Origin of the sequence: Streptomyces echinoruber, assembly GCF_014651135.1 — a bacterium.
GTDB lineage: Bacteria > Actinomycetota > Actinomycetes > Streptomycetales > Streptomycetaceae > Streptomyces > Streptomyces echinoruber.
On sequence record NZ_BMWH01000034.1, the window covers coordinates 1 to 17,833 of the forward strand.

17 protein-coding genes and 1 pseudogene are annotated in these 17,833 nt (G+C 74.0%); 6 read left to right on the forward strand and 12 right to left on the reverse strand.

Going from position 1 to position 17,833, the window contains the following annotated elements; translation table 11 throughout:
* Positions 1-43: 43 nt before the first annotated feature.
* The 6 genes from thpD to IE225_RS28635 all read right to left on the reverse strand — a co-directional run bounded on the left by thpD (position 44) and on the right by IE225_RS28635 (position 5,627).
* Positions 44-985, reverse strand: coding sequence for an ectoine hydroxylase (thpD, locus tag IE225_RS28610; protein WP_190060536.1), 942 nt, complete (start codon positions 983-985; stop codon positions 44-46).
* Positions 986-992: 7 nt separating this feature from the next.
* Positions 993-1,397, reverse strand: coding sequence for an ectoine synthase (locus tag IE225_RS28615; protein WP_190060537.1), 405 nt, complete (start codon positions 1,395-1,397; stop codon positions 993-995).
* A 32-nt stretch (positions 1,398-1,429) separates the two neighbouring features.
* Complete coding sequence (gene ectB / locus IE225_RS28620) at positions 1,430-2,701, reverse strand: diaminobutyrate--2-oxoglutarate transaminase (RefSeq protein WP_190060538.1); 1,272 nt, start codon at positions 2,699-2,701, stop codon at positions 1,430-1,432.
* 294 nt (positions 2,702-2,995) lie between these two features.
* Positions 2,996-3,535, reverse strand: coding sequence for a diaminobutyrate acetyltransferase (gene ectA / locus IE225_RS28625; protein ID WP_190060539.1), 540 nt, complete (start codon positions 3,533-3,535; stop codon positions 2,996-2,998).
* A 373-nt stretch (positions 3,536-3,908) separates the two neighbouring features.
* Positions 3,909-4,439 (reverse strand): DinB family protein, encoded by a 531-nt coding sequence (locus IE225_RS28630; protein WP_190060540.1) that lies wholly within the window; start codon positions 4,437-4,439, stop codon positions 3,909-3,911.
* Between the two features lie 81 nt (positions 4,440-4,520).
* Positions 4,521-5,627 carry a pyridoxal-phosphate-dependent aminotransferase family protein gene (locus IE225_RS28635; protein WP_190060609.1) on the reverse strand — a complete coding sequence of 369 codons (1,107 nt, stop codon included), beginning with the start codon at positions 5,625-5,627 and terminating at the stop codon, positions 4,521-4,523.
* A 271-nt stretch (positions 5,628-5,898) separates the two neighbouring features.
* On the opposite strand from IE225_RS28635, the gene IE225_RS28640 reads away from it, so the two are divergent.
* The 5 genes and pseudogenes from IE225_RS28640 to IE225_RS28660 all read left to right on the forward strand — a co-directional run bounded on the left by IE225_RS28640 (position 5,899) and on the right by IE225_RS28660 (position 9,979).
* Positions 5,899-6,753: an ABC transporter substrate-binding protein gene (locus IE225_RS28640; protein ID WP_190060541.1), complete on the forward strand. Its 855-nt coding sequence runs from the start codon at positions 5,899-5,901 to the stop codon at positions 6,751-6,753.
* A complete protein-coding gene (locus tag IE225_RS28645; RefSeq protein ID WP_190060542.1) occupies positions 6,750-7,604 on the forward strand; it encodes an amino acid ABC transporter permease in 855 nt (284 codons plus the stop codon). Before IE225_RS28640 ends, IE225_RS28645 begins: the two co-directional genes overlap by 4 nt.
* Entirely contained in the window at positions 7,601-8,419 is an 819-nt protein-coding gene (locus IE225_RS28650) for an amino acid ABC transporter ATP-binding protein (protein ID WP_190060543.1), read from the forward strand. Before IE225_RS28645 ends, IE225_RS28650 begins: the two co-directional genes overlap by 4 nt.
* Positions 8,420-8,659: 240 nt before the next feature.
* Positions 8,660-8,752 (forward strand): annotated as a pseudogene (locus IE225_RS28655) (LysE family translocator); the annotation flags it as partial.
* A gap of 135 nt (positions 8,753-8,887) precedes the next feature.
* Positions 8,888-9,979, forward strand: coding sequence for an amidohydrolase family protein (locus IE225_RS28660; RefSeq protein WP_190060544.1), 1,092 nt, complete (start codon positions 8,888-8,890; stop codon positions 9,977-9,979).
* A 216-nt stretch (positions 9,980-10,195) separates the two neighbouring features.
* Here IE225_RS28660 and cobC read toward each other — a convergent pair whose 3' ends face one another.
* From cobC to cobM, 6 genes are read right to left on the reverse strand one after another with little or no spacing between them, the layout of a single operon-like run.
* Entirely contained in the window at positions 10,196-11,311 is a 1,116-nt protein-coding gene (cobC, locus tag IE225_RS28665; protein WP_190060545.1) for an Rv2231c family histidinol phosphate aminotransferase CobC, read from the reverse strand.
* Positions 11,301-12,254, reverse strand: a complete 954-nt coding sequence (locus IE225_RS28670; RefSeq protein WP_190060546.1) for a sirohydrochlorin chelatase — start codon at positions 12,252-12,254, stop codon at positions 11,301-11,303. Before IE225_RS28670 ends, cobC begins: the two co-directional genes overlap by 11 nt.
* The gene (locus IE225_RS28675) at positions 12,251-12,841 is read right to left on the reverse strand and encodes a precorrin-8X methylmutase (protein WP_190060547.1); all 591 of its coding nucleotides are present in this window, start codon (positions 12,839-12,841) and stop codon (positions 12,251-12,253) included. The genes IE225_RS28670 and IE225_RS28675 overlap by 4 nt, the downstream gene beginning before the upstream one ends.
* Complete coding sequence (gene cobJ / locus IE225_RS28680; protein ID WP_190060548.1) at positions 12,838-14,508, reverse strand: precorrin-3B C(17)-methyltransferase; 1,671 nt, start codon at positions 14,506-14,508, stop codon at positions 12,838-12,840. Before cobJ ends, IE225_RS28675 begins: the two co-directional genes overlap by 4 nt.
* Positions 14,505-15,905 carry a precorrin-6y C5,15-methyltransferase (decarboxylating) subunit CbiE gene (gene cbiE / locus IE225_RS28685; protein ID WP_190060549.1) on the reverse strand — a complete coding sequence of 467 codons (1,401 nt, stop codon included), beginning with the start codon at positions 15,903-15,905 and terminating at the stop codon, positions 14,505-14,507. Before cbiE ends, cobJ begins: the two co-directional genes overlap by 4 nt.
* The gene (gene cobM, locus IE225_RS28690; RefSeq protein ID WP_190060550.1) at positions 15,902-16,723 is read right to left on the reverse strand and encodes a precorrin-4 C(11)-methyltransferase; all 822 of its coding nucleotides are present in this window, start codon (positions 16,721-16,723) and stop codon (positions 15,902-15,904) included. Before cobM ends, cbiE begins: the two co-directional genes overlap by 4 nt.
* Positions 16,724-17,087: 364 nt before the next feature.
* Between cobM and IE225_RS28695 the strand changes: the two genes are divergently transcribed.
* Positions 17,088-17,816 (forward strand): ZIP family metal transporter, encoded by a 729-nt coding sequence (locus tag IE225_RS28695; RefSeq protein WP_190060551.1) that lies wholly within the window; start codon positions 17,088-17,090, stop codon positions 17,814-17,816.
* Positions 17,817-17,833: the final 17 nt, after the last annotated feature.

Here is a 17,833-nt window from a genome sequence, read left to right on the forward strand (position 1 = left end):
AGGGGCCCCTCGCCGCGAGGGGCCCCTTCGCGTCAGCCGCCGCTCATCGCACCGGGGTGAAGTCCCGTGCCCCGAGGAACGCCGGCCGCCGCACCGGGGCCGCGAACGGCTCCACGGCCGCGTTCTCCACGCTGTTGAAGACGATGAACACGTTGCTGCGCGGATACGGCGTGATGTTGTCGCCCGAGCCGTGCATGCAGTTGCAGTCGAACCAGGTCGCCGAGCCCGGCGCGCCGGTGAACAGCTTGATGCCGTGCTCGCTCGCCAGCCTGGTCAGCGCCTCGTTCGAGGGCGTGCCGGCCTCCTGCATCTGCAGGGACTTCTTGTAGTTGTCCTTCGGGGTGGCCCCCGCGCAGCCGAGGAACGTCCGGTGCGACCCCGGCATGATCATCAGTCCGCCGTTGGTGTCGTGGTTCTCGGTCAGCGCGATCGAGACGGACACCGTGCGCATGCGCGGCAGTCCGTCCTCGGCGTGCCAGGTCTCGAAGTCGGAGTGCCAGTAGAAGCCGTTGGCGCCGAACCCCGGCTTGACGTTGATCCGCGACTGGTGCACGTACACGTCCGAGCCGAGGATCTGCCGCGCCCGCCCGACGACCCGCTCGTCGCGCACCAGGTCGGCGAACACCCGGCTGATCCGGTGCACTTCGAAGACGGACCGGATCTCCTGGGACCCCGGCTCCACGATCGCGCGCTCGTCGGCGCGGATCTCCGGGTCGCCGACCAGCCGCTCCAGCTCCCGCCGGCAGACGGCGACCTCCTCCTCGGTGATCAGCCGGTCCACGGTGAGGAAACCGTCGCGCTCGTAGGCCTGCAGGTCGGCCGCGGAGATCGGGCCCGGGGTGTCCGGGGCGCCCCAGACCACCGGCTCCTGGCGCGGGAGAAGCACCTCGGAGCTGCCGCGGGTGGGGTAGAGGTCGGTGACGGTCGCGGTCGTGGGGGTGGTGGTCGTGGGGGTGGTGGTCGTGGGGGTGGTGGTCGCGGTCACGGTGATCTCACACCTCCTCGGGTTCGGTGAGCAGGGGGTAGACGCCGTTCTCGTCGTGGTCCTCGCGCCCGGTCACGGGCGGGTTGAAGACGCAGATGCAGCGGAGGTCCTCCTTGACGCGCAGCGTGTGCCGCTCGTGCTTGTCGAGGAGGTACATCGTCCCGGGCGTGATCGTGTACGTCGTCCCGGTCTCGTGGTCGGTCAGCTCGGCCTCGCCCTCGACGCAGACCACGGCCTCGATGTGGTGGGCGTACCACATCGACGTCTCGGTGCCGGCGTACAGGATCGTCTCGTGCAGCGAGAAGCCGACCCGCTCCCGGGCCAGGACGATGCGTTTGCTCTCCCAGGTGCCCGACTTCGCCCTGACGTGCCGGTCGGTGCCCTCGATCTCCTTGAAGGAACGGACGATCACGATGTGCCTTTCTGATCGGTGAGGAGAGGTGGTCAGGCGGTCTCGCGCACGGCGCGGGCCAGGATGGTCAGGCCCTCGTCCAGTTCGTCGGGGGTGATGGTCAGGGCCGGCAGCAGCTTGACGACCTCGCTCTGCGGGCCGGAGGTCTCCACCAGCAGCCCGAGGTCGAAGGCGCGGCGCGCGACCCGCTCGGCGCGGGAGGTGTCGTGGAACTCCAGGCCCCACACCAGCCCGCGGCCGCGGTACTCCTTGACGTCGGCGCGGTGCTCCTCGGCGAGGGAGACCAGCGCCCGCTCGACCTGCTCGCCGCGGGCGCGGGTCTGCTTCTCCATGGCCGAACCGTCCGTCCAGTACGTCTCCAGTGCGGCGGTGGCGGTGACGAAGGCGGGGTTGTTGCCGCGGAAGGTGCCGTTGTGCTCGCCCGGCTCCCAGATGTCCAGCTCGGGCTTGAACAGGCACAGCGACATCGGCAGGCCGTAGCCGCTGATCGACTTGGAGACGGTGACGATGTCGGGCACGATGCCGGCCTCCTCGAAGGAGAAGAAGGCGCCGGTGCGGCCGCAGCCCATCTGGATGTCGTCGACGATCAGCAGCATGTCGCGGCGCGCGCACAGCTCGGCCAGCCCGCGCAGCCACGCGTTCCGGGCGACGTTGACGCCGCCCTCGCCCTGCACGGTCTCCACGATGACCGCGGCCGGGTGGTTGAGTCCGGAGCCCTGGTCCTGCAGCAGCCGCTCGAACCACAGGAAGTCCGGGACCTGCCCGTCGAGGTAGTGGTCGAACGGCATCGGCGTGCCGTGCACCAGCGGGACGCCGGCCCCGGCCCGCTTGAACGCGTTGCCGGTCACGGCCAGCGAGCCCAGCGACATGCCGTGGAAGGCGTTGGTGAACGACACGATCGACTCGCGTCCCTTCACCTTCCGGGCCAGTTTCAGCGCGCACTCCACGGCGTTGGTGCCGGTCGGGCCCGGGAACATCACCTTGTAGGGCAGGTCCCGCGGCCGCAGCACCAGGTCCTGGAAGGTCTGCAGGAAGGTGCGTTTGGCGGTGGTGGACATGTCCAGGCCGTGCGTGATGCCGTCGCGCTCCAGGTAGTCGAGCAACGCCCGTTTCAGCACGGGGTTGTTGTGGCCGTAGTTGAGCGAGCCGGCACCGGCGAAGAAGTCCAGGTAGGTGTGGCCGTCCTCGTCGTACAGGCGGCTGCCCCGGGCACGGTCGAAGACGGCGGGCCAGCCGCGGCAGTAGCTGCGCACCTCGGACTCGAGGGTCTCGAAGACGCTGAGGTCGGGCTGGGTGATGGTCACGGGGATTCGCTCCTCGGTGTGTGTGGGGGGCGTGCGGTGTCCGCGCGCGGCACGGGCGCGCGGCACCCGTGTGTTGGGGGGAGGGGAGTGCGTGCGTGGGGGAGAGGGGGATGCGTGCGTGGGGGACTGCGCGCACCGGGGCGGGGACGGTCGGGCGCCCGCCGGGGGCGGAGGGGAACCGCGGCGGTGGGGGAGCGCGGCGGAAGGGGACCGGTGCTCGGTGGGCTCGGTGGGCTCGGTGGAAGGGGACCGATGCGCGGCGGGAGAGCGGGCGCGACGAGGGGAGCCGGGCGGTCAGGCGGCCAGCGGGCCGATGCGGTACAGCACCTCGGGGGCGTGCGGCCCGTCGGGGAACAGCGCGGCGTCGAACAGCACCTCGCGCTCGACGCGGGCGCCGTGCCGCGCGGCGAAGGAGGTGAACAGCCGCTCGGAGGCGGTGTTTCCGGGGGTGATGGTCGTCTCGACGCCGGTCACCCCGTGCTCGGCGACGGCCCGCGCCGCCAGTTCGTCGAGCATCCGTGCGGCCAGCCCGCGCCCGCGGTGCGCCGCGTCGACGGCCACCTGCCACACCAGCAGCGTGCGCGGCCGCTCCGGCCGCACGTATCCGGTGACGAAACCGACCGGTGCGCCCTGCGCGTCGCGGGCCACGGCCGAGGTGCCGGCGAAGTCACGGCACCACAGCAGGTAGCTGTAGGAGGAGTTCACGTCGAGGGTGCGGGAGTCGCGGGCCAGGCGCCAGAGCGCGGGCCCGTCCGCCACCTCGGGACGGCCGATCCGCACTGCGGCCGGTATTTCCGTGTCGAGGGTTTCCAGGTCTGCTTGCGCGGCGGTCATGCAAAAGCAATTTACCGAGGCGAATGGAAAAATGCATCGCCGTTCGGGCTTGGGTCGGGCCCGGTGTCTGTGTTATCGCGCGGGCGCGTGAGTGCGGGCGAGAACCCGACCGTTATGCCAGGGATTGCCCGGATACAACCGGACGAAAAGGTGACCCTGTGGAACGCGTCACAACTGCGCAATCCTCACGGGATCCGCCGGAAAAGCATCGCGCGGTGTTCGCAGAATCTTTGCGTTTGGCTCGGGCGGAAGCGGGCAGAAGAAGAGGGGAAACTGCCTGGAAAAGGAATTGCGGAATTGATTCGTGAAGGGCGGCGGCGGGTGCGTCGCAAGCCCTCGGAAAGAATGCCGATTCCAGGTGTCAGGCCAGGTGTCAGGCTCCGGTCGTTCCGTCGATGCGTTCCCGGAGAATGTCCGCGTGGCCGTTGTGCCGGGCGTACTCCTCGATCATGTGGATCAGCACCCACCGCACGCTCACCTCCACCCCGGCCATCGGCCCGTCCGTGATCCGCCCGACGTCGTCCAGCGACCGCTGCGCGCACACCCGGCGCCCGTGCTCGATCTCCCGGCGCCAGGCGTCCAGTGCCGCGGCGAGTCCCCGGGCCGGGTCCAGGGCAAACCCGCTCTCCTCGCCGAAGACCGGCGGGACGTCGAGGCCGCCGACGACGCGCTGGAACCAGTTCCGCTCCACCTCGGCGAGGTGCTGCACCAGGCCCAGCAGGGTGAGCTGCGACGGCTCGGCGGCCGTCCGCCGCACCTGAGCGTCGTCCAGGCCCGCGCACTTCAGCTCCAGGGTGGCCCGGTGGAAGTCCAGCCAGTCCTCCAGCATGGGCCGCTCGTCACCGGTCGCGCGGGGGACGGGGCGTCCGTCGGGCAGGGTCGCGGGAAAAGAGCCGGGGGTCATGCCGGCAGCATGCCAGGCACGACCCCCGGTGGCGGCCACAACGGTTCACCATGGCTCACATTCACCATGGCTCACAACGGCTCACACCGCCGCCCACGCCTCCTCCACGGCCCGCAGGGCCCCCGCCGTGTCCACGGTGACACCGTGCCCGGTCAGAGCGGCGCCCAGCGCCACGAGACTCGCCGTGACGGCGGCCCGGGAGGCGTCGCGGCCGTAGTGGTTGACCCGGATCATCTCCTGGGCCGGCGCGCCCCCGCCGGCGGCCGGCGGAGCGGCCGGATCCACGGCCGGCGCCCGCCGTACGACCTCGGAGGCGTCCACGCCGGCCGGGGTGCGCAGCGTCGTCGCGACCGGCGCCGCCTCCGCCGCGTCGTGGACGTACGGCCGCAGCCCGCCGCCCAGGGCCACCGCGCCCGCGCGGGTCGCCGCGGCGGCGGCCCGGTGCCGGGCCGTCACCGCCTCCAGCCCCTCCGCCTCGATCCAGTCCAGACACGCCTCCAGCGCCGGCATCTCCACCTGGGCGGGCGCGTGCGGCAGCACCTTGCGGCCGCCGTCGATCCAGCGTTCCTTCCAGTCCAGCAGCGACAGGTACGACCGGCGCGGCGCGCGCGGGTTGGCCCGCATCCGCTTCCAGGCCCGCTCGCTCACCGAGATCGCCGACACCCCGGCCGGCCCGCCCAGCGCCTTCTGCGGGCCGATGACGCACAGGTCGACGCCCCACGCGTCCGGCAGCACCGGCTCGGCGCCGACGGAGGCGACGGCGTCGAGGTGGAACAGCGCGCCGTGCTCCCGCACCACCTCCGCGATCTCGGCGACGGGGTTGGTGTTGCCGGTGGCCGCCTCGGCGTGCACGAGCGACACCAGGCCGATCTCCGGGCGGGCGGCGAACGCCTGGCGGATCTGCTCGGCCGTGACCGCGGTGTGGAAGGGGACGGACAGGTCGATCACGGTGGCGCCGCAGTCCCGCAGCCAGTTCCCGAACGTCTGCCCGTAGGGCCCGGTGATGACGTTCAGCGCGGTCGTGTCCGGCCCGGCGACGCCCCGCAGGGCGCCCTCCAGCGGCAGCAGCGCCTCGCCCTGGGTGACGAGGACGTCCTGCCGGGTACCCAGCAGCCGCGCCACCCGGTCCTCGATGGCGGCGAAGCGGGCGGCGTCGAGCGGAGGCAGGTCGAGCGGAAGACGGGTCACGGAGGTGGTCTCATCGCTCACGGAGCGAGGGTAACCGGCGCCCGTCCCACCCCGGCGACCGGCAACTTCTTAGGTCGAGCGGTCAGTGGATCATCATTTTGGTTTGAGTGACCCAAACATCTCCTTATAATCGGGACCCGCGGTTCTCCCGTGGCGTGACAGCCCGGCGCGACAGCGCGGCAGCGCGACAGAAGGACAGCGCCACGCACCCCACAGGCATCACCCGCAGACACCACTTCCCCACAGAGATTCCCCACAGAGAGGCCGACCCGTGAACACGCACCTCGGACGCCGGGCCCGCGCCCTGGCCGCCGGAGCCGCCGCGGCCGCGCTGGCGCTCGTGGCCGGCTGCACCTCCAGCGGCGACGGCGGCAGCGGCGGCACGACGGCGGCCGGCGGGGTCCACCTCGTCCAGGCCGGGCAGCTCACCACGTGCACGCACCTGCCGTACCCGCCGTTCCAGTCCGAGATCGACGGCAAGGTCCAGGGCTTCGACGTCTCCCTCATCGACCTGGTCGCCAAGGACCTCGGCGTGAAGCAGACCTTCGTGGACACGCCGTTCGAGAACTTCAAGACCGGCGCCTTCCTCAACTCCGGCCGCTGCGACCTGGCCGCCGCCGGCATGACCATCACGCCCGAGCGCAAGAAGTACGTCGACTTCTCCGACCCGTACTTCAACGCCACCCAGGCCGTCCTGGTCGACAAGAAGAGCGGCCTCACCTCCCTCGCCGACGTCAAGGCCAAGAAGAAGCTGGGCACCCAGGCGCAGACCACCGGCGAGGACTACGCGCACCAGAAGGGCTTCGACTCGATCTCCTTCGAGTCCTCCGACGCGCTCCTCAACGGCCTGCGCACCGGCCAGGTCCAGGCCGTCATCATCGACTACCCGGTCGTCCAGGGCTGGCTGAAGGACAAGGCCAACGCCGCCGCCTTCAAGATGGTCGACAACCTCAGCACCGGCGAGCAGTACGGCTTCACGGTGAAGAAGGGCAACACCAAGCTCCTCGCCGCCATCAACAAGGCGATCGCCAAGGCCAAGGCCGACGGCACGTACAAGAAGCTGTACGAGCAGTGGATCGGCCCCTACGACGCGGCCGCGGCCTCCCCCTCCCCCTCCGCCTCATGACCGACCCGACGACCGGCACCACCCCCGCCCCGGCCGAAGTCCGGCCCCAGCGCACCGGGCTGACCAGGCGTCAGAAGCGGCGGCTGTCCCGCGGCGCCCAGTACGCCGTGTTCGTCGCCGCCGTGACCGTGCTGGCGGTCACGGCGGACTGGGCGCGCCTGGCGAACCAGTTCGCGCAGACGGACATCGCCCGCCAGATGTTCCCGGACATCATCACCCAGGCGCTGCGCAACACCGTGCTCTACACCCTCACCGGCTTCCTCGTCGGCCTGGTCCTCGGCATGGTGCTCGCGCTCATGCGCCTGTCCTCCGTGGGCCCCTACCGCTGGGTCGCCGGCGTCTACATCGAGATCTTCCGCGGCCTGCCCGCCCTGCTGATCTTCATCTTCGTCGGCGTGGCCGTCCCGCTCGCCTTCCCCGGCACGGAGATCGTCGGCGGCACCTACGGCAAGGTCGCCCTCGCCCTCGGCCTGGTCTCCGCCGCGTACATGGCCGAGACGATCCGCGCCGGCATCCAGGCCGTGCCCAAGGGCCAGATGGAGGCGGCGCGCTCGCTGGGCTTCTCGCCCGCGCGGGCCATGGTCTCGATCATCGTCCCGCAGGCCTTCCGCATCATCCTGCCGCCGCTGACCAACGAACTCGTCCTGCTCTTCAAGGACTCCTCGCTGGTGCTGTTCCTCGGCGTCACCCTGGAGGAGCGGGAGCTGTCCAAGTTCGGCCGCGACCTGGCCAGTACGACCGCCAACTCCACCCCGATCCTCGTCGCCGGCCTGTGCTACCTGCTGATCACGATCCCGCTCGGCTTCGTCGTCCGCCACATGGAGAACAAGGCCAGGGAGGCCGTCACATGAGCACCCAGCCCCCGCAGGCGGGCACCGGGCCCGAGATCAGCATCCGGGGCCTGCACAAGTCCTTCGGGGACAACGAGGTGCTGCGCGGCATCGACCTGGACGTCGCCCACGGCGAGGTCGTCTGCGTCATCGGCCCCTCCGGCTCCGGCAAGTCCACCCTGCTGCGCTGCGTCAACCTCCTGGAGGAGCCCACCAAGGGCCAGGTGTACGTCGGCGGCACCGAGGTCACCGACCCGGACGTCGACATCGACGCCGTGCGCCGCCGCATCGGCATGGTCTTCCAGCAGTTCAACCTCTTCCCGCACCTCACCGTCACCGAGAACCTCACCCTGCCGCAGCGCCGCGTGCTCCGGCGGGACCGGGCGACGGCCGCGCGCATCGCCGCGCAGAACCTGAAGCGGGTCGGGCTCGCGGAGAAGGCCGACGCCTACCCGTCCTCCCTCTCCGGCGGCCAGCAGCAGCGCGTCGCCATCGCCCGCGCCCTGGCCATGGGCCCCGAGGTGATGCTGTTCGACGAGCCCACCTCGGCACTCGACCCCGAACTGGTGGGCGACGTCCTGGCCGTCATGCGCTCGCTCGCCGACGAGGGCATGACGATGATGGTCGTCACCCACGAGATGAGCTTCGCGCGCGAAGTCGCCGACCGGGTCGTCTTCATGGACGGCGGCGTGGTCGTCGAGGACGGCGAGCCCGCGCAGGTCATCGGCGCACCCCGGCACGAACGCACCCGCCACTTCCTCTCCCGCCTCCTCGACCCGGCGATGGCCGAGGTGGAGGAGGAGACGTCCGACCAGGTGGGCGGGAAGACGCCGTAGTCCGCCAGGGATGCCCTCCGCCGGCGGGGAGGACCGTCACCGGCCTCCGCGCCGGTCCGGCCCCATCCGGCCCAGCCCGGGCCCGTGCCGTCGTGCCGCCCGCCGTCCTGCGGCGCGGCCGGACCCGCCACCGCCGGGACGTACGACCCCGCAGCCCCGCATCCGGCGATCCCCCACAGGCGGGCGGAGCCGTAGGGACACGATCGGCGGGCGGCCTCCACGACGGGGTGCATGCGGAAGGTCGTCTCCCGGGCCGGAGTACGCAGGCGCCTCGAGCAGGTCTCCGGCGGCGTGCTGCTCCTTCTCGGCGTCCGGATGGCCGTCGAGAGCTGATCGCGACCCCTCCGCGCGGAGCCCGGAGGTCACGGCCCCTCCGTACGGAGTCCGAAGGGCGGCCGCAGGAGCGGCGATCCCGCGGCCGTCCTCCGGGCGGCCGCCCCCACCGGCGGACGGTCTAAGGTGCAGGGCATGAACGAACGCGCGGTGCTGCACGTGACGGGACGCGTCCTCGTCGGACCCGAGGACGTCCGCGACGAACTGTGGGTCATCGACGGCCGCATCTCCTACGACCGCCCCGCCGGGGCCCGGGACATTCGCACCGTCGAGGGCTGGGCGCTGCCCGGCCTGGTCGACGCCCACTGCCACGTCGGCCTCGACGAACACGGCGCGGTCCCGCGGGAGATCGCGGAGAAGCAGGCGCTGACCGACCGCGACGCGGGCACCCTGCTGATCCGCGACGCCGGCTCACCCTCCGACACCCGCTGGGTCGACGACCGCGACGACCTGCCGAAGATCATCCGCGCCGGCCGGCACATCGCCCGCACCCGCCGCTACATCCGCAACTACGCCTGGGAGATCGAGCCCGGCGACCTGACCGCGTACGTCGCCCAGGAGGCCCGGCGCGGCGACGGCTGGGTCAAACTGGTCGGCGACTGGATCGACCGCGACCTGGGCGACCTGGCGCCCTGCTGGCCGCGCGAGGCGGCACAGGCCGCGATAGCCGAGGCCCACCGCCTGGGCGCCCGGGTCACCGCCCACTGCTTCGCCGAGGACTCCCTCAAGGACCTGGTCGAGGCCGGCATCGACTGCATCGAGCACGCCACCGGCCTCACCGAGGACCTGATCCCCCTCTTCGCCGAGCGCGGCGTCGCCATCGTCCCCACCCTCGTCAACATCGCCACCTTCCCCGCGCTCGCCGCCGGCGGCGAGGCCAAGTACCCGCGCTGGGCGGCCCACATGCGCCGCCTGCACGAGCGCCGCTACGACACCGTCCGCAACGCCCACGACGCCGGCGTGCCCGTGTACGTCGGCACCGACGCGGGCGGCTCCCTCGCCCACGGCCTGGCGGCGGCCGAGGTGGCCGAACTGGTCACCGCCGGCATCCCGCCGGTCGAGGCCCTGGCGGCGACCACGTGGGCGGCCCGGAAGTGGCTGGGCCGGCCGGGACTGGAGGAGGGCGCCCCGGCGGACCTCGTGGTCTACGAGACGGACCCGCGGGCGGACGTGCGGGTACTGGCCGCGCCGCGGCGGATCGTGCTCAACGGCCGGGTCGTCGGCTGAACTCCGTTCCAGCCGGGAGTAGTTCGCTTTGGCTGGTGTCGGTCCGCCGGTCCGCCGGTCCGCCGGTCCGCCGGTCCGCCGGTTCGCCTTGGTTGGTGTCGGTTCGTTGGTCTGTTGGTTCGTCGGTTCGTTGGGCCGTCGGCCCGTCGGCCCGTTCCGGCCGGGGCCGGTTCGCCTCGGCCGGTGCCGGCCCCGGCCGAGGCGAACCGGCCGGTGTCAGTCCGCCGGGCCGGGCGGGTCGACGGCCAGCGCATCGGCCAGCGCCCGCAGGAACCCGTCCGTCGTGCCCCGGTCGCGCACCGCCAGCCGCAGCCACTCCTCGCCCAGCCCGGGGAAGGTGTCCCCGCGCCGCACCGCGTATCCGAGGCCGCGCAGCCGCCGGCGCACGGCGGCGGCCCCGGGCAGCCGCACCAGGACGAACGGGCCCTCGGCGGGCTCCACCACGGACAGGCCCCGGTCGGCGAACCGCTTCAGGCCCGCCACCAGGTACGCCCGGTCGTCCGCGACGCGCCGGGCCCACGCCTCCGCCTCCGCCAGGGCCCGCGGCTCCACGCACGCCCGCGCCGCCGTGAGCGCCGGCGTGGAGACGGGCCACAGCGGCTGGGCTCGCTCCAGCGCGTCGATCACCTCCGGCGCGGCCAGGACGTACCCGATGCGCAGCCCGGCCAGCCCCCACGTCTTGGTCAGGCTGCGCAGCACCACCAGCCCGGGCACGTCCGTCCGCCCGGCCAGCGCCTCCCGCTCGCCGGGCACCGCGTCCATGAACGCCTCGTCCACCACCAGCACCCGCCCGGGCCGGGCGAGTTGGGCGAGGACGTCTGCCGGATACAGCACGGACGTCGGGTTGGTGGGGTTGCCGACGACGACCAGATCGGCGTCCTCGGGCACCAGCCCGGGATCCAGCCGGAAGCCGTCCGCCTCCCGCAGCACCACCCGGTCCACGCTGTGCCCGGCGTCCCGCAGCGCCGCCTCCGGCTCGGTGAACTGCGGGTGCACCACGACCGGCCGCCGCACCTTCAGGGCGCGGGCCAGCAGCACGAACGCCTCCGCCGCCCCCGCCGTCAGCAGCACCCGCCGAGCCGGCAGCCCGTGCCGCGCCGCCACCGCCGCCCGCGCGGCCCGGCCGTCCGGGTAGGCGGCCAGGTCGGCGAGCGAGGCGGCGACGCGCTGTCGCAGCCAGTCCGGCGGGGTGCCGGCGCGGACGTTGACGGCCAGGTCGACCAGCGCGGCCCCGTCGTCGCGGACCTCGGCGTCCCCGTGGTGCCGCAGGTCGTGCCCGGTGCCCTCGGCCTCCGCAGCCTCCTCGGCCTCCGCAGCCTCCTCAGTGCGCATGGCTGTGCGTGTGCCCCCCGTGGTGGTGGTGCCCGTGGCCGTGTCCATGCCCATGCCCGTGGCCGTGCCCGTGCCCGTGCCCGTCCTCGTCCGGGTGGAAGTGCGGCTGCTGCGGCATCCCCACTTTGTCCTCGAAGCCCGGCAGGGCGATGCGGTACACGCACGAGTCGCAGTTCATCCGCAGATCGCCCTTCACGGCCTCCTCGTACCGCTCCAGCACCAGGTCCAGCAGCTCCGGCTCGGGCCCGATGACGTCCGCGCAGCGCACCTCGGTACCGGAGTGCGCCGCGGCCCACTCCTCGGCCTGCTGCCGCACCCGGTCCGGCAGGATCCCGGTGAACAGGAAGTACGGCAGGACGACGATCCGGCGCGCCCCCAGCCGCGCGCACCTGTCCAGCCCGGCCGGCACGTCCGGCGCCGCCAGCGACACGAACGCCGTCTCCACGCCCGCGTAGCCGCGCCCCTCCCACAGCAGCCGCGCCGCCTTGAACACCTCGGCGTTGGCGTCCGGGTCGGTGGAGCCGCGCCCGACCAGCAGCACGGTCACGTCGGAGTGGTCGCCGCGGCCGCCGAGCGCCTCGTCCAGGCGCCGTTCCAGGACGCTCAGCAGCGCCGGGTGCGGGCCGAGCGGGCGGCCGTAGGAGTAGGAGATGCCGGGGTGGCGCTCCTTCTCCCGGGCCAGCGCGGCGGGGATGTCGCCCTTGGCGTGCCCGGCGGACACCAGCATCAGCGGCACGGCGGCGAAGCGCCGCACGCCCTGCCCCACCAGCTCGGCGACGGCCTCGCCCAGCGGCGGCGGGGACAGTTCGATGAAGCCGCCCGCGACGGGCAGGTCCGGGCGGCGGCGCCCCACCTCCCGGACGAAGGCGCGGAACGCCTCGGCCCCGGCGTCGTCCCGGGTGCCGTGTCCGGCGATGAGCAGGGCGGGCGGCGGGGTGGTCACGAAGTCTCCTCTACAGACGAAACAGGGTGGTACAGCAGGGCGTTGAGCGCGGCCGCGGCGACCGCGGAGCCGCCCTTCTCGGACACGTTGCTCACGGCGGGCAGTCCGCTCTCCCGCAGCGCCGCCTTGGACTCGGCGGCGCCGACGAACCCGACGGGCAGGCCGATGACGAGCGCGGGCGAGGCGTCCAGCCGCAGCAGCTCCTCCAGGGCGGTCGGCGCACAGCCGATCACCCACAGCGCGCCCGGCCCGACCTGCTCGTATGCGAGCCGCATCGCGTGCGCCGAACGCGTCAGCCCGGGCCCGGACCTGGCGTCCTTGAGCCGGCAGACGGTCTCGCGCCGGGTGATGCCGGCCGCGACCATCTCCACGTCCACCACGACGGGCGCCCCGGCGTGCAGCGCGGCGTGCGCCTTCGCCAGGTCGGCCTCGTCCATCACGAGGTCGTCGGCGTAGGCGAGGTCGGCGGAGGAGTGGATCACCCGCTCCACCACCGCCCGGGTCAGCGGCGGCAGGTGCGAGGTGTCCAGGCGGGCGCGCAGCCGCCGGTAGGACTCCTCCTCGATGGGGTGGATCACGCGGTTCACTTCGGCTCCTCCTGCCAGCGGTAGCCGCGCGGCGTCACCATGCGGCCGGCGATCGCGCGGGTCGCGGTGTTGCCGACGGTCACCACCGTCATCATGTCGACCGTCGCCGGGTCCAGTTCGGCCAGCGTGGTCAGGCGGCTGGACTCGTCGGGCCGGGAGGCGTTGCGCACCACGCCGACGGGCGTCGTCGGCGCCCGGTGTTCGGCGAGGATGCCGAGCGCCTTGGGCAACTGCCAGTGCCGGCCGCGGCTGCGCGGGTTGTAGAACGTCACCACCAGGTCGGCCTCGGCCGCGGCCCGCACCCGCCGTTCGATGACCTCCCACGGCGTGTGCAGGTCGGACAGGCTGATGGACACGTGGTCGTGGCCCAGCGGCGCGCCGAGGATCGCCCCGGCGGCCAGCGCCGCCGTCACTCCGGGCACCCCGACCACGTCGATGTCGTCGCCGGCTTCCGCGAGCGCCGGCGAGGCCATCGCGTACACGCCCGCGTCGCCGCTGCCGATCAGCGCCACCGCGTGCCCCTTGCGGGCCTCGGCGACGGCGGTGCGGGCCCGCTCCTCCTCGGCGCCCAGGCCCGACTCCAGGACGCGGGTGCCGGGCCGCAGCAGGTCGCGGATCTGATCGACGTACTGGTCGAGGCCGACCAGCACCGACGCCCGCCGCAGCTCGGCCCGGGCGCGCGGCGTGAGCAGGTCCCGGGCGCCCGGCCCGAGGCCGACCACCGCCAGCCGTCCGCGCCCCGGCCGCCGTACCACCGCGCACGTCGCCATCGCCGACTTCCGCTTGGGTACGAGGAGTTCACCCCCGCGCCGCAGCGCCGCCGCCTCCGCCACGGACGGGGTGCCGACGGCGGCGAGCGGCGCGTCGGAGGGGTTGGGCACCGCCACCCGCGCCAGCTCCTCGGCGGCGTACGTCACCAGCGGCACCCCGAGCCGTTCGGCGGCGGCGACGATGCCGGGCTCGCCGGCCTTGGCGTCGACGGTGGCCAGCTCGGCGACGGACCGCGCCGACAGCCCCGCCTCCCGCAGCGCGCCCTCCACCAGCGCCAGCACCTCGTCCTCGGACACGCCCCGGGACGCGCCCACGCCGACGACGAGGGACGGCGGCCGCAGCAGCACCTGCCGCTCGGCGGGCGCCACGGCCCGGTCGGTGACCCGGATCGTGTACGCCCCCTGCGGCGCGACGGGCAGCGGCGGCAGCGGCCAGCGCACCTCCGCCTCCAGGGCGACCGGCTCGCCGTCCAGCAGGGCCCGTGAGACGGCGGCGACGTCGCCCTCCACCGGCAGCCCCAGCGTGTCCAGCCCGGCCAGCCCCACCGAGTCCGTCGCCGTGGTCACCACCGGCTCGGCGCCGAGCACCTCGGCGACCTCGTGCGCGAGCCGGTTGGCGCCGCCCGCGTGCCCGCCGAGCAGCGACACGGCGTACCGCCCGCCCTCGTCGACGCAGACCACGCCCGGGTCGGACGTCTTGTCGCCCAGCAGCGGCGCGAGCAGCCGGACGACCGCGCCGGTCGCCAGGAAGCACACCAGCCGGTCGCACTCGGCGAACGCCCGCCGCACGGCGTCCGCGACGGGCCCGTCGTAGACCCGTGTGCGGTCCGGCCAGACCGCCGCCAGCCGGTCCCGGGCCGCCGCTCCCGCCGCGGTGGCGGAGATGAGGCCGATCACTGAGCAACTCCTTCTCTCTGGGCTTCTCGCTGTGCTTCTCTCTGGGCTCTCCGGGCTTCCGTCCGGGGTTCGACGCGGGTTTCCGCCGGGGGTTCGGCGTGCGCTTCCGTCCGGGCTTCCGCGCGGGTTTCCGTGCGGGTCTCGGCGCGGGCTTCCGCGCCGGTTTCCGTCCGGGCCGGGGGACGCGTGCCCCACAGCAGGAACACCGGGTTGGCCGCCGCGAGCCGGGTCACGTCCCCCGGCAGCGGCGCCAGCCGCGACGCCTGCAGCAGCACCCCGTCGCAGACCAGCCCGGCGCCGGCGAGCGCCGCCCGGGCCGCCGGGACCCGGTCGAGCGCGGCCACCGCGACGACGACCGTCCGCCGGGCGCGGCGCGCGCACGCGGCGACGACGGCGGGCAGGTCCCGCCCGCCGCCCCCGACGAACACCGCGTCCGGGTCGTCCAGCCCGGCCAGCGCGTCCGGGGCGGTGCCGTGCACCACGTGCACGTCGACGCCGTGCGCGGCGGCGTTGGCGCGGACGCGCTCCACCCCGTCGGCGGTCTTCTCCACGGCGGTGACGGCGGCACCGAACCGCGCGCACTCCACGGCCACCGAGCCGGAGCCCGCGCCGACGTCCCACACCAGGTCGCCAGGGCGCGGCCCGAGCCGGGCCAGGGCCAGCGCCCGCACCTCGAACTTGGTGATCATCGAGTCGCGGTGCGTGAACGCGGACTCCTCCAGCGCCCATCCGGCGGGCGGCAGCGGCGGCCCGGCCACCGTGCGCACCCCGGCCAGGGCACGGGAGGGGTCCAGGCACAGCACGACGTTCACCGACGCGCCCCAGTCCCGGGCGGCGGCCTCGGCCGGCGTCACCCGCTCCACGCGCTCGCGCGCCGGATCGCCCAGCGCGCGGGCGACGACGAGGACGCGGTCGGCGTCCGCCCGCGCCAGCGCGGCGCCCAGCTCGGCGGGCCCCGCGCCCGGCCCGGTCAGCACGGCGGTCTTCGCATGCGCCCGGCAGGCGTGGACGGCCGTCCGCAGCTCCCGCCCGTGCGCGCTGACGACCACCGCGTCGTCCCACGGCAGCCCCGCCCGGGCGAACGCGGCGGCCACGGACGACACACCCGGCCGCACGTCCAGCAGCCCGGGCCCGAACCGCTCGGCCAGCGCCCGCACGATCCCGAAGAACCCCGGGTCGCCGGAGGCCAGCACGACCACCGGCCGGTCCCTCTCCACGTACCGCCCGATGACCTCCAGGGCGGGCGCCAGCGGACCGAGCACGACCCGCTCGGCACCCTCCGGCAGCTCCACGGCCTCCAGGTGGCGCCGTGCGCCCACGACGAGCCCGGCACCGGCCAGGACCTCCTCGGGAACCGGGGCCCCCGCCCCCGTCCCCGTACCGACGACCGTGATCACGTGCCCGCCCCCCGGGCGCGCAGTGCCTTGCGGGCCTGCGGGTCGGCCTTGCGGTAGCCGTGGAAGTGGCCGGGGTGGTACAGGTGCGAGCGGGTGCCGTGCGCGGCGAGCGCCGGACCGACCAGGAACAGGGTGTGCTTCCACAGCTTGTGCCGCTTGACGGTCTCCTCCAGCGTGCCGACCGTGCAGCGCACCACCAGCTCCTCCGGCCAGGTCGCCTGGTACGCCACCACGACCGGCGTGTCCTCGGGGTAGCCGCCCTCCAGCAGTTCCCGCACCAGCTGCCCGCTGCGGGCCGCCGACAGGAACACCGCCATCGTGGTGCCGTGCCGGGCGAACTCGCGCACCTCCTCGCCGGGCGGCATCGGCGTCTTGCCGCCGCCCAGCCGCGTGAGGATCACCGACTGCGCGACCTCGGGGATGGTCAGCTCCCGCTGCGCGAGCGCGGCCACGGCGGAGAACGACGACACGCCCGGCACCACCTCGGTGGCGATGCCGATCTCGGCGCACCGGTCGAGCTGCTCCTGCGTGCCGCCCCACAGCGCCGGGTCACCGGAGTGGATACGGGCCACCCGCAGCCCCTCGGCGTGCGCCCGCTCGTACACGGCGACCACGTCCTCCAGCGACATCGTCGCCGAGTCCAGGATCTCCGCGTCCTTCCGCGCGTGCTGCAGCACCTCCGCCTGCACCAGGCTCGCCGCCCAGATCACCACGTCCGCCTCGGCGATGGCGCGGGCGGCACGGAAGGTCAGCAGGTCGGCGGCGCCGGGGCCGGCACCGACGAAGGTCACCTTGCCGGTGGTGGGGGCGTCGGCCATGGGGGATCGGTCCTCTCTGGGCATCTGGCGTCTGGGCGTCTGGCGTCTGGGCATCGGGGCGTCTGGCGGACCGGGGCCCCGGGGCGGGGCGTCCAGGCATCCGGGAATCCGGGGTCCGGAGCATCTACGGCAGCCGGTGTGCGGACAGCCGATGTGCCGGCAGTCGGTGTGCGGGCAGTTGGTGCGCCGGCAGCCGACGTACGGACAGCCGACGTACGGACAGCCGACGTACGGGCAGCCGACGTACGGGCAGCCGGTGTGCGCGACGGAACCGCGGAACATTCACGGACCAGGCCGCCCCGACCGGCACGAACCGGAAAAACCGGAGGTGCGGGAAGCGGGGAAGATCGGATAGCAAGGGCGTATGGCGGTCTTCGTCGCGCTCGGCGCGTTCCTCATGACGCTGGCCGGCGGCTGGACGGCACAACGCGTGACCGACCGCCGCCACCTGGTGCTGGGCCTGGCCGGCGGCCTGATGCTCGGCGTGGTCGGCCTCGACCTGCTGCCCGAGGCCCTGGAGGCGGCCGGCACCGAGGTGTTCGGCGTACCCGCCGCGCTGCTGCTGTTCGTCACCGGCTTCCTGCTGGCCCACCTGGTGGAGCGGCTGCTGGCCGCCCGCCGCGCGGCGCACGGCGCCGGGGAGCACGACCACCGGGCGCCCGAGGTGGGCCTGACCGCGGCCGCCGCGATGGTCGGGCACAGCGCCATGGACGGCCTGGCGATCGGCGCCGCCTTCCAGGTCGGCGGCGGCATGGGCCTGGCCGTCGCGCTCGCCGTGATCGCGCACGACTTCGCCGACGGCTTCAACACCTACACCCTCACCAGCCTGTACGGAAACGCCCGCCGCCGCGCCGTGACCATGCTGGTCGCGGACGCGCTGGCCCCCGTGGTGGGCGCGGCCTGCACCTCGTTCCTCACCATCCCCGAACCGCTGCTCGGCGGCTACCTCGGCCTCTTCGGCGGCGCGCTGCTCTACCTCGCCGCCGCCGAGATCCTGCCCGAGGCCCACCACGAGCACCCCGCCCGCTCCACCCTGCTGTGCACGGTCGCGGGCGCCGCGTTCATCTGGCTGGTGGTCGGACTGGCGGCCTGACCGCCCCCGCGCGGCCC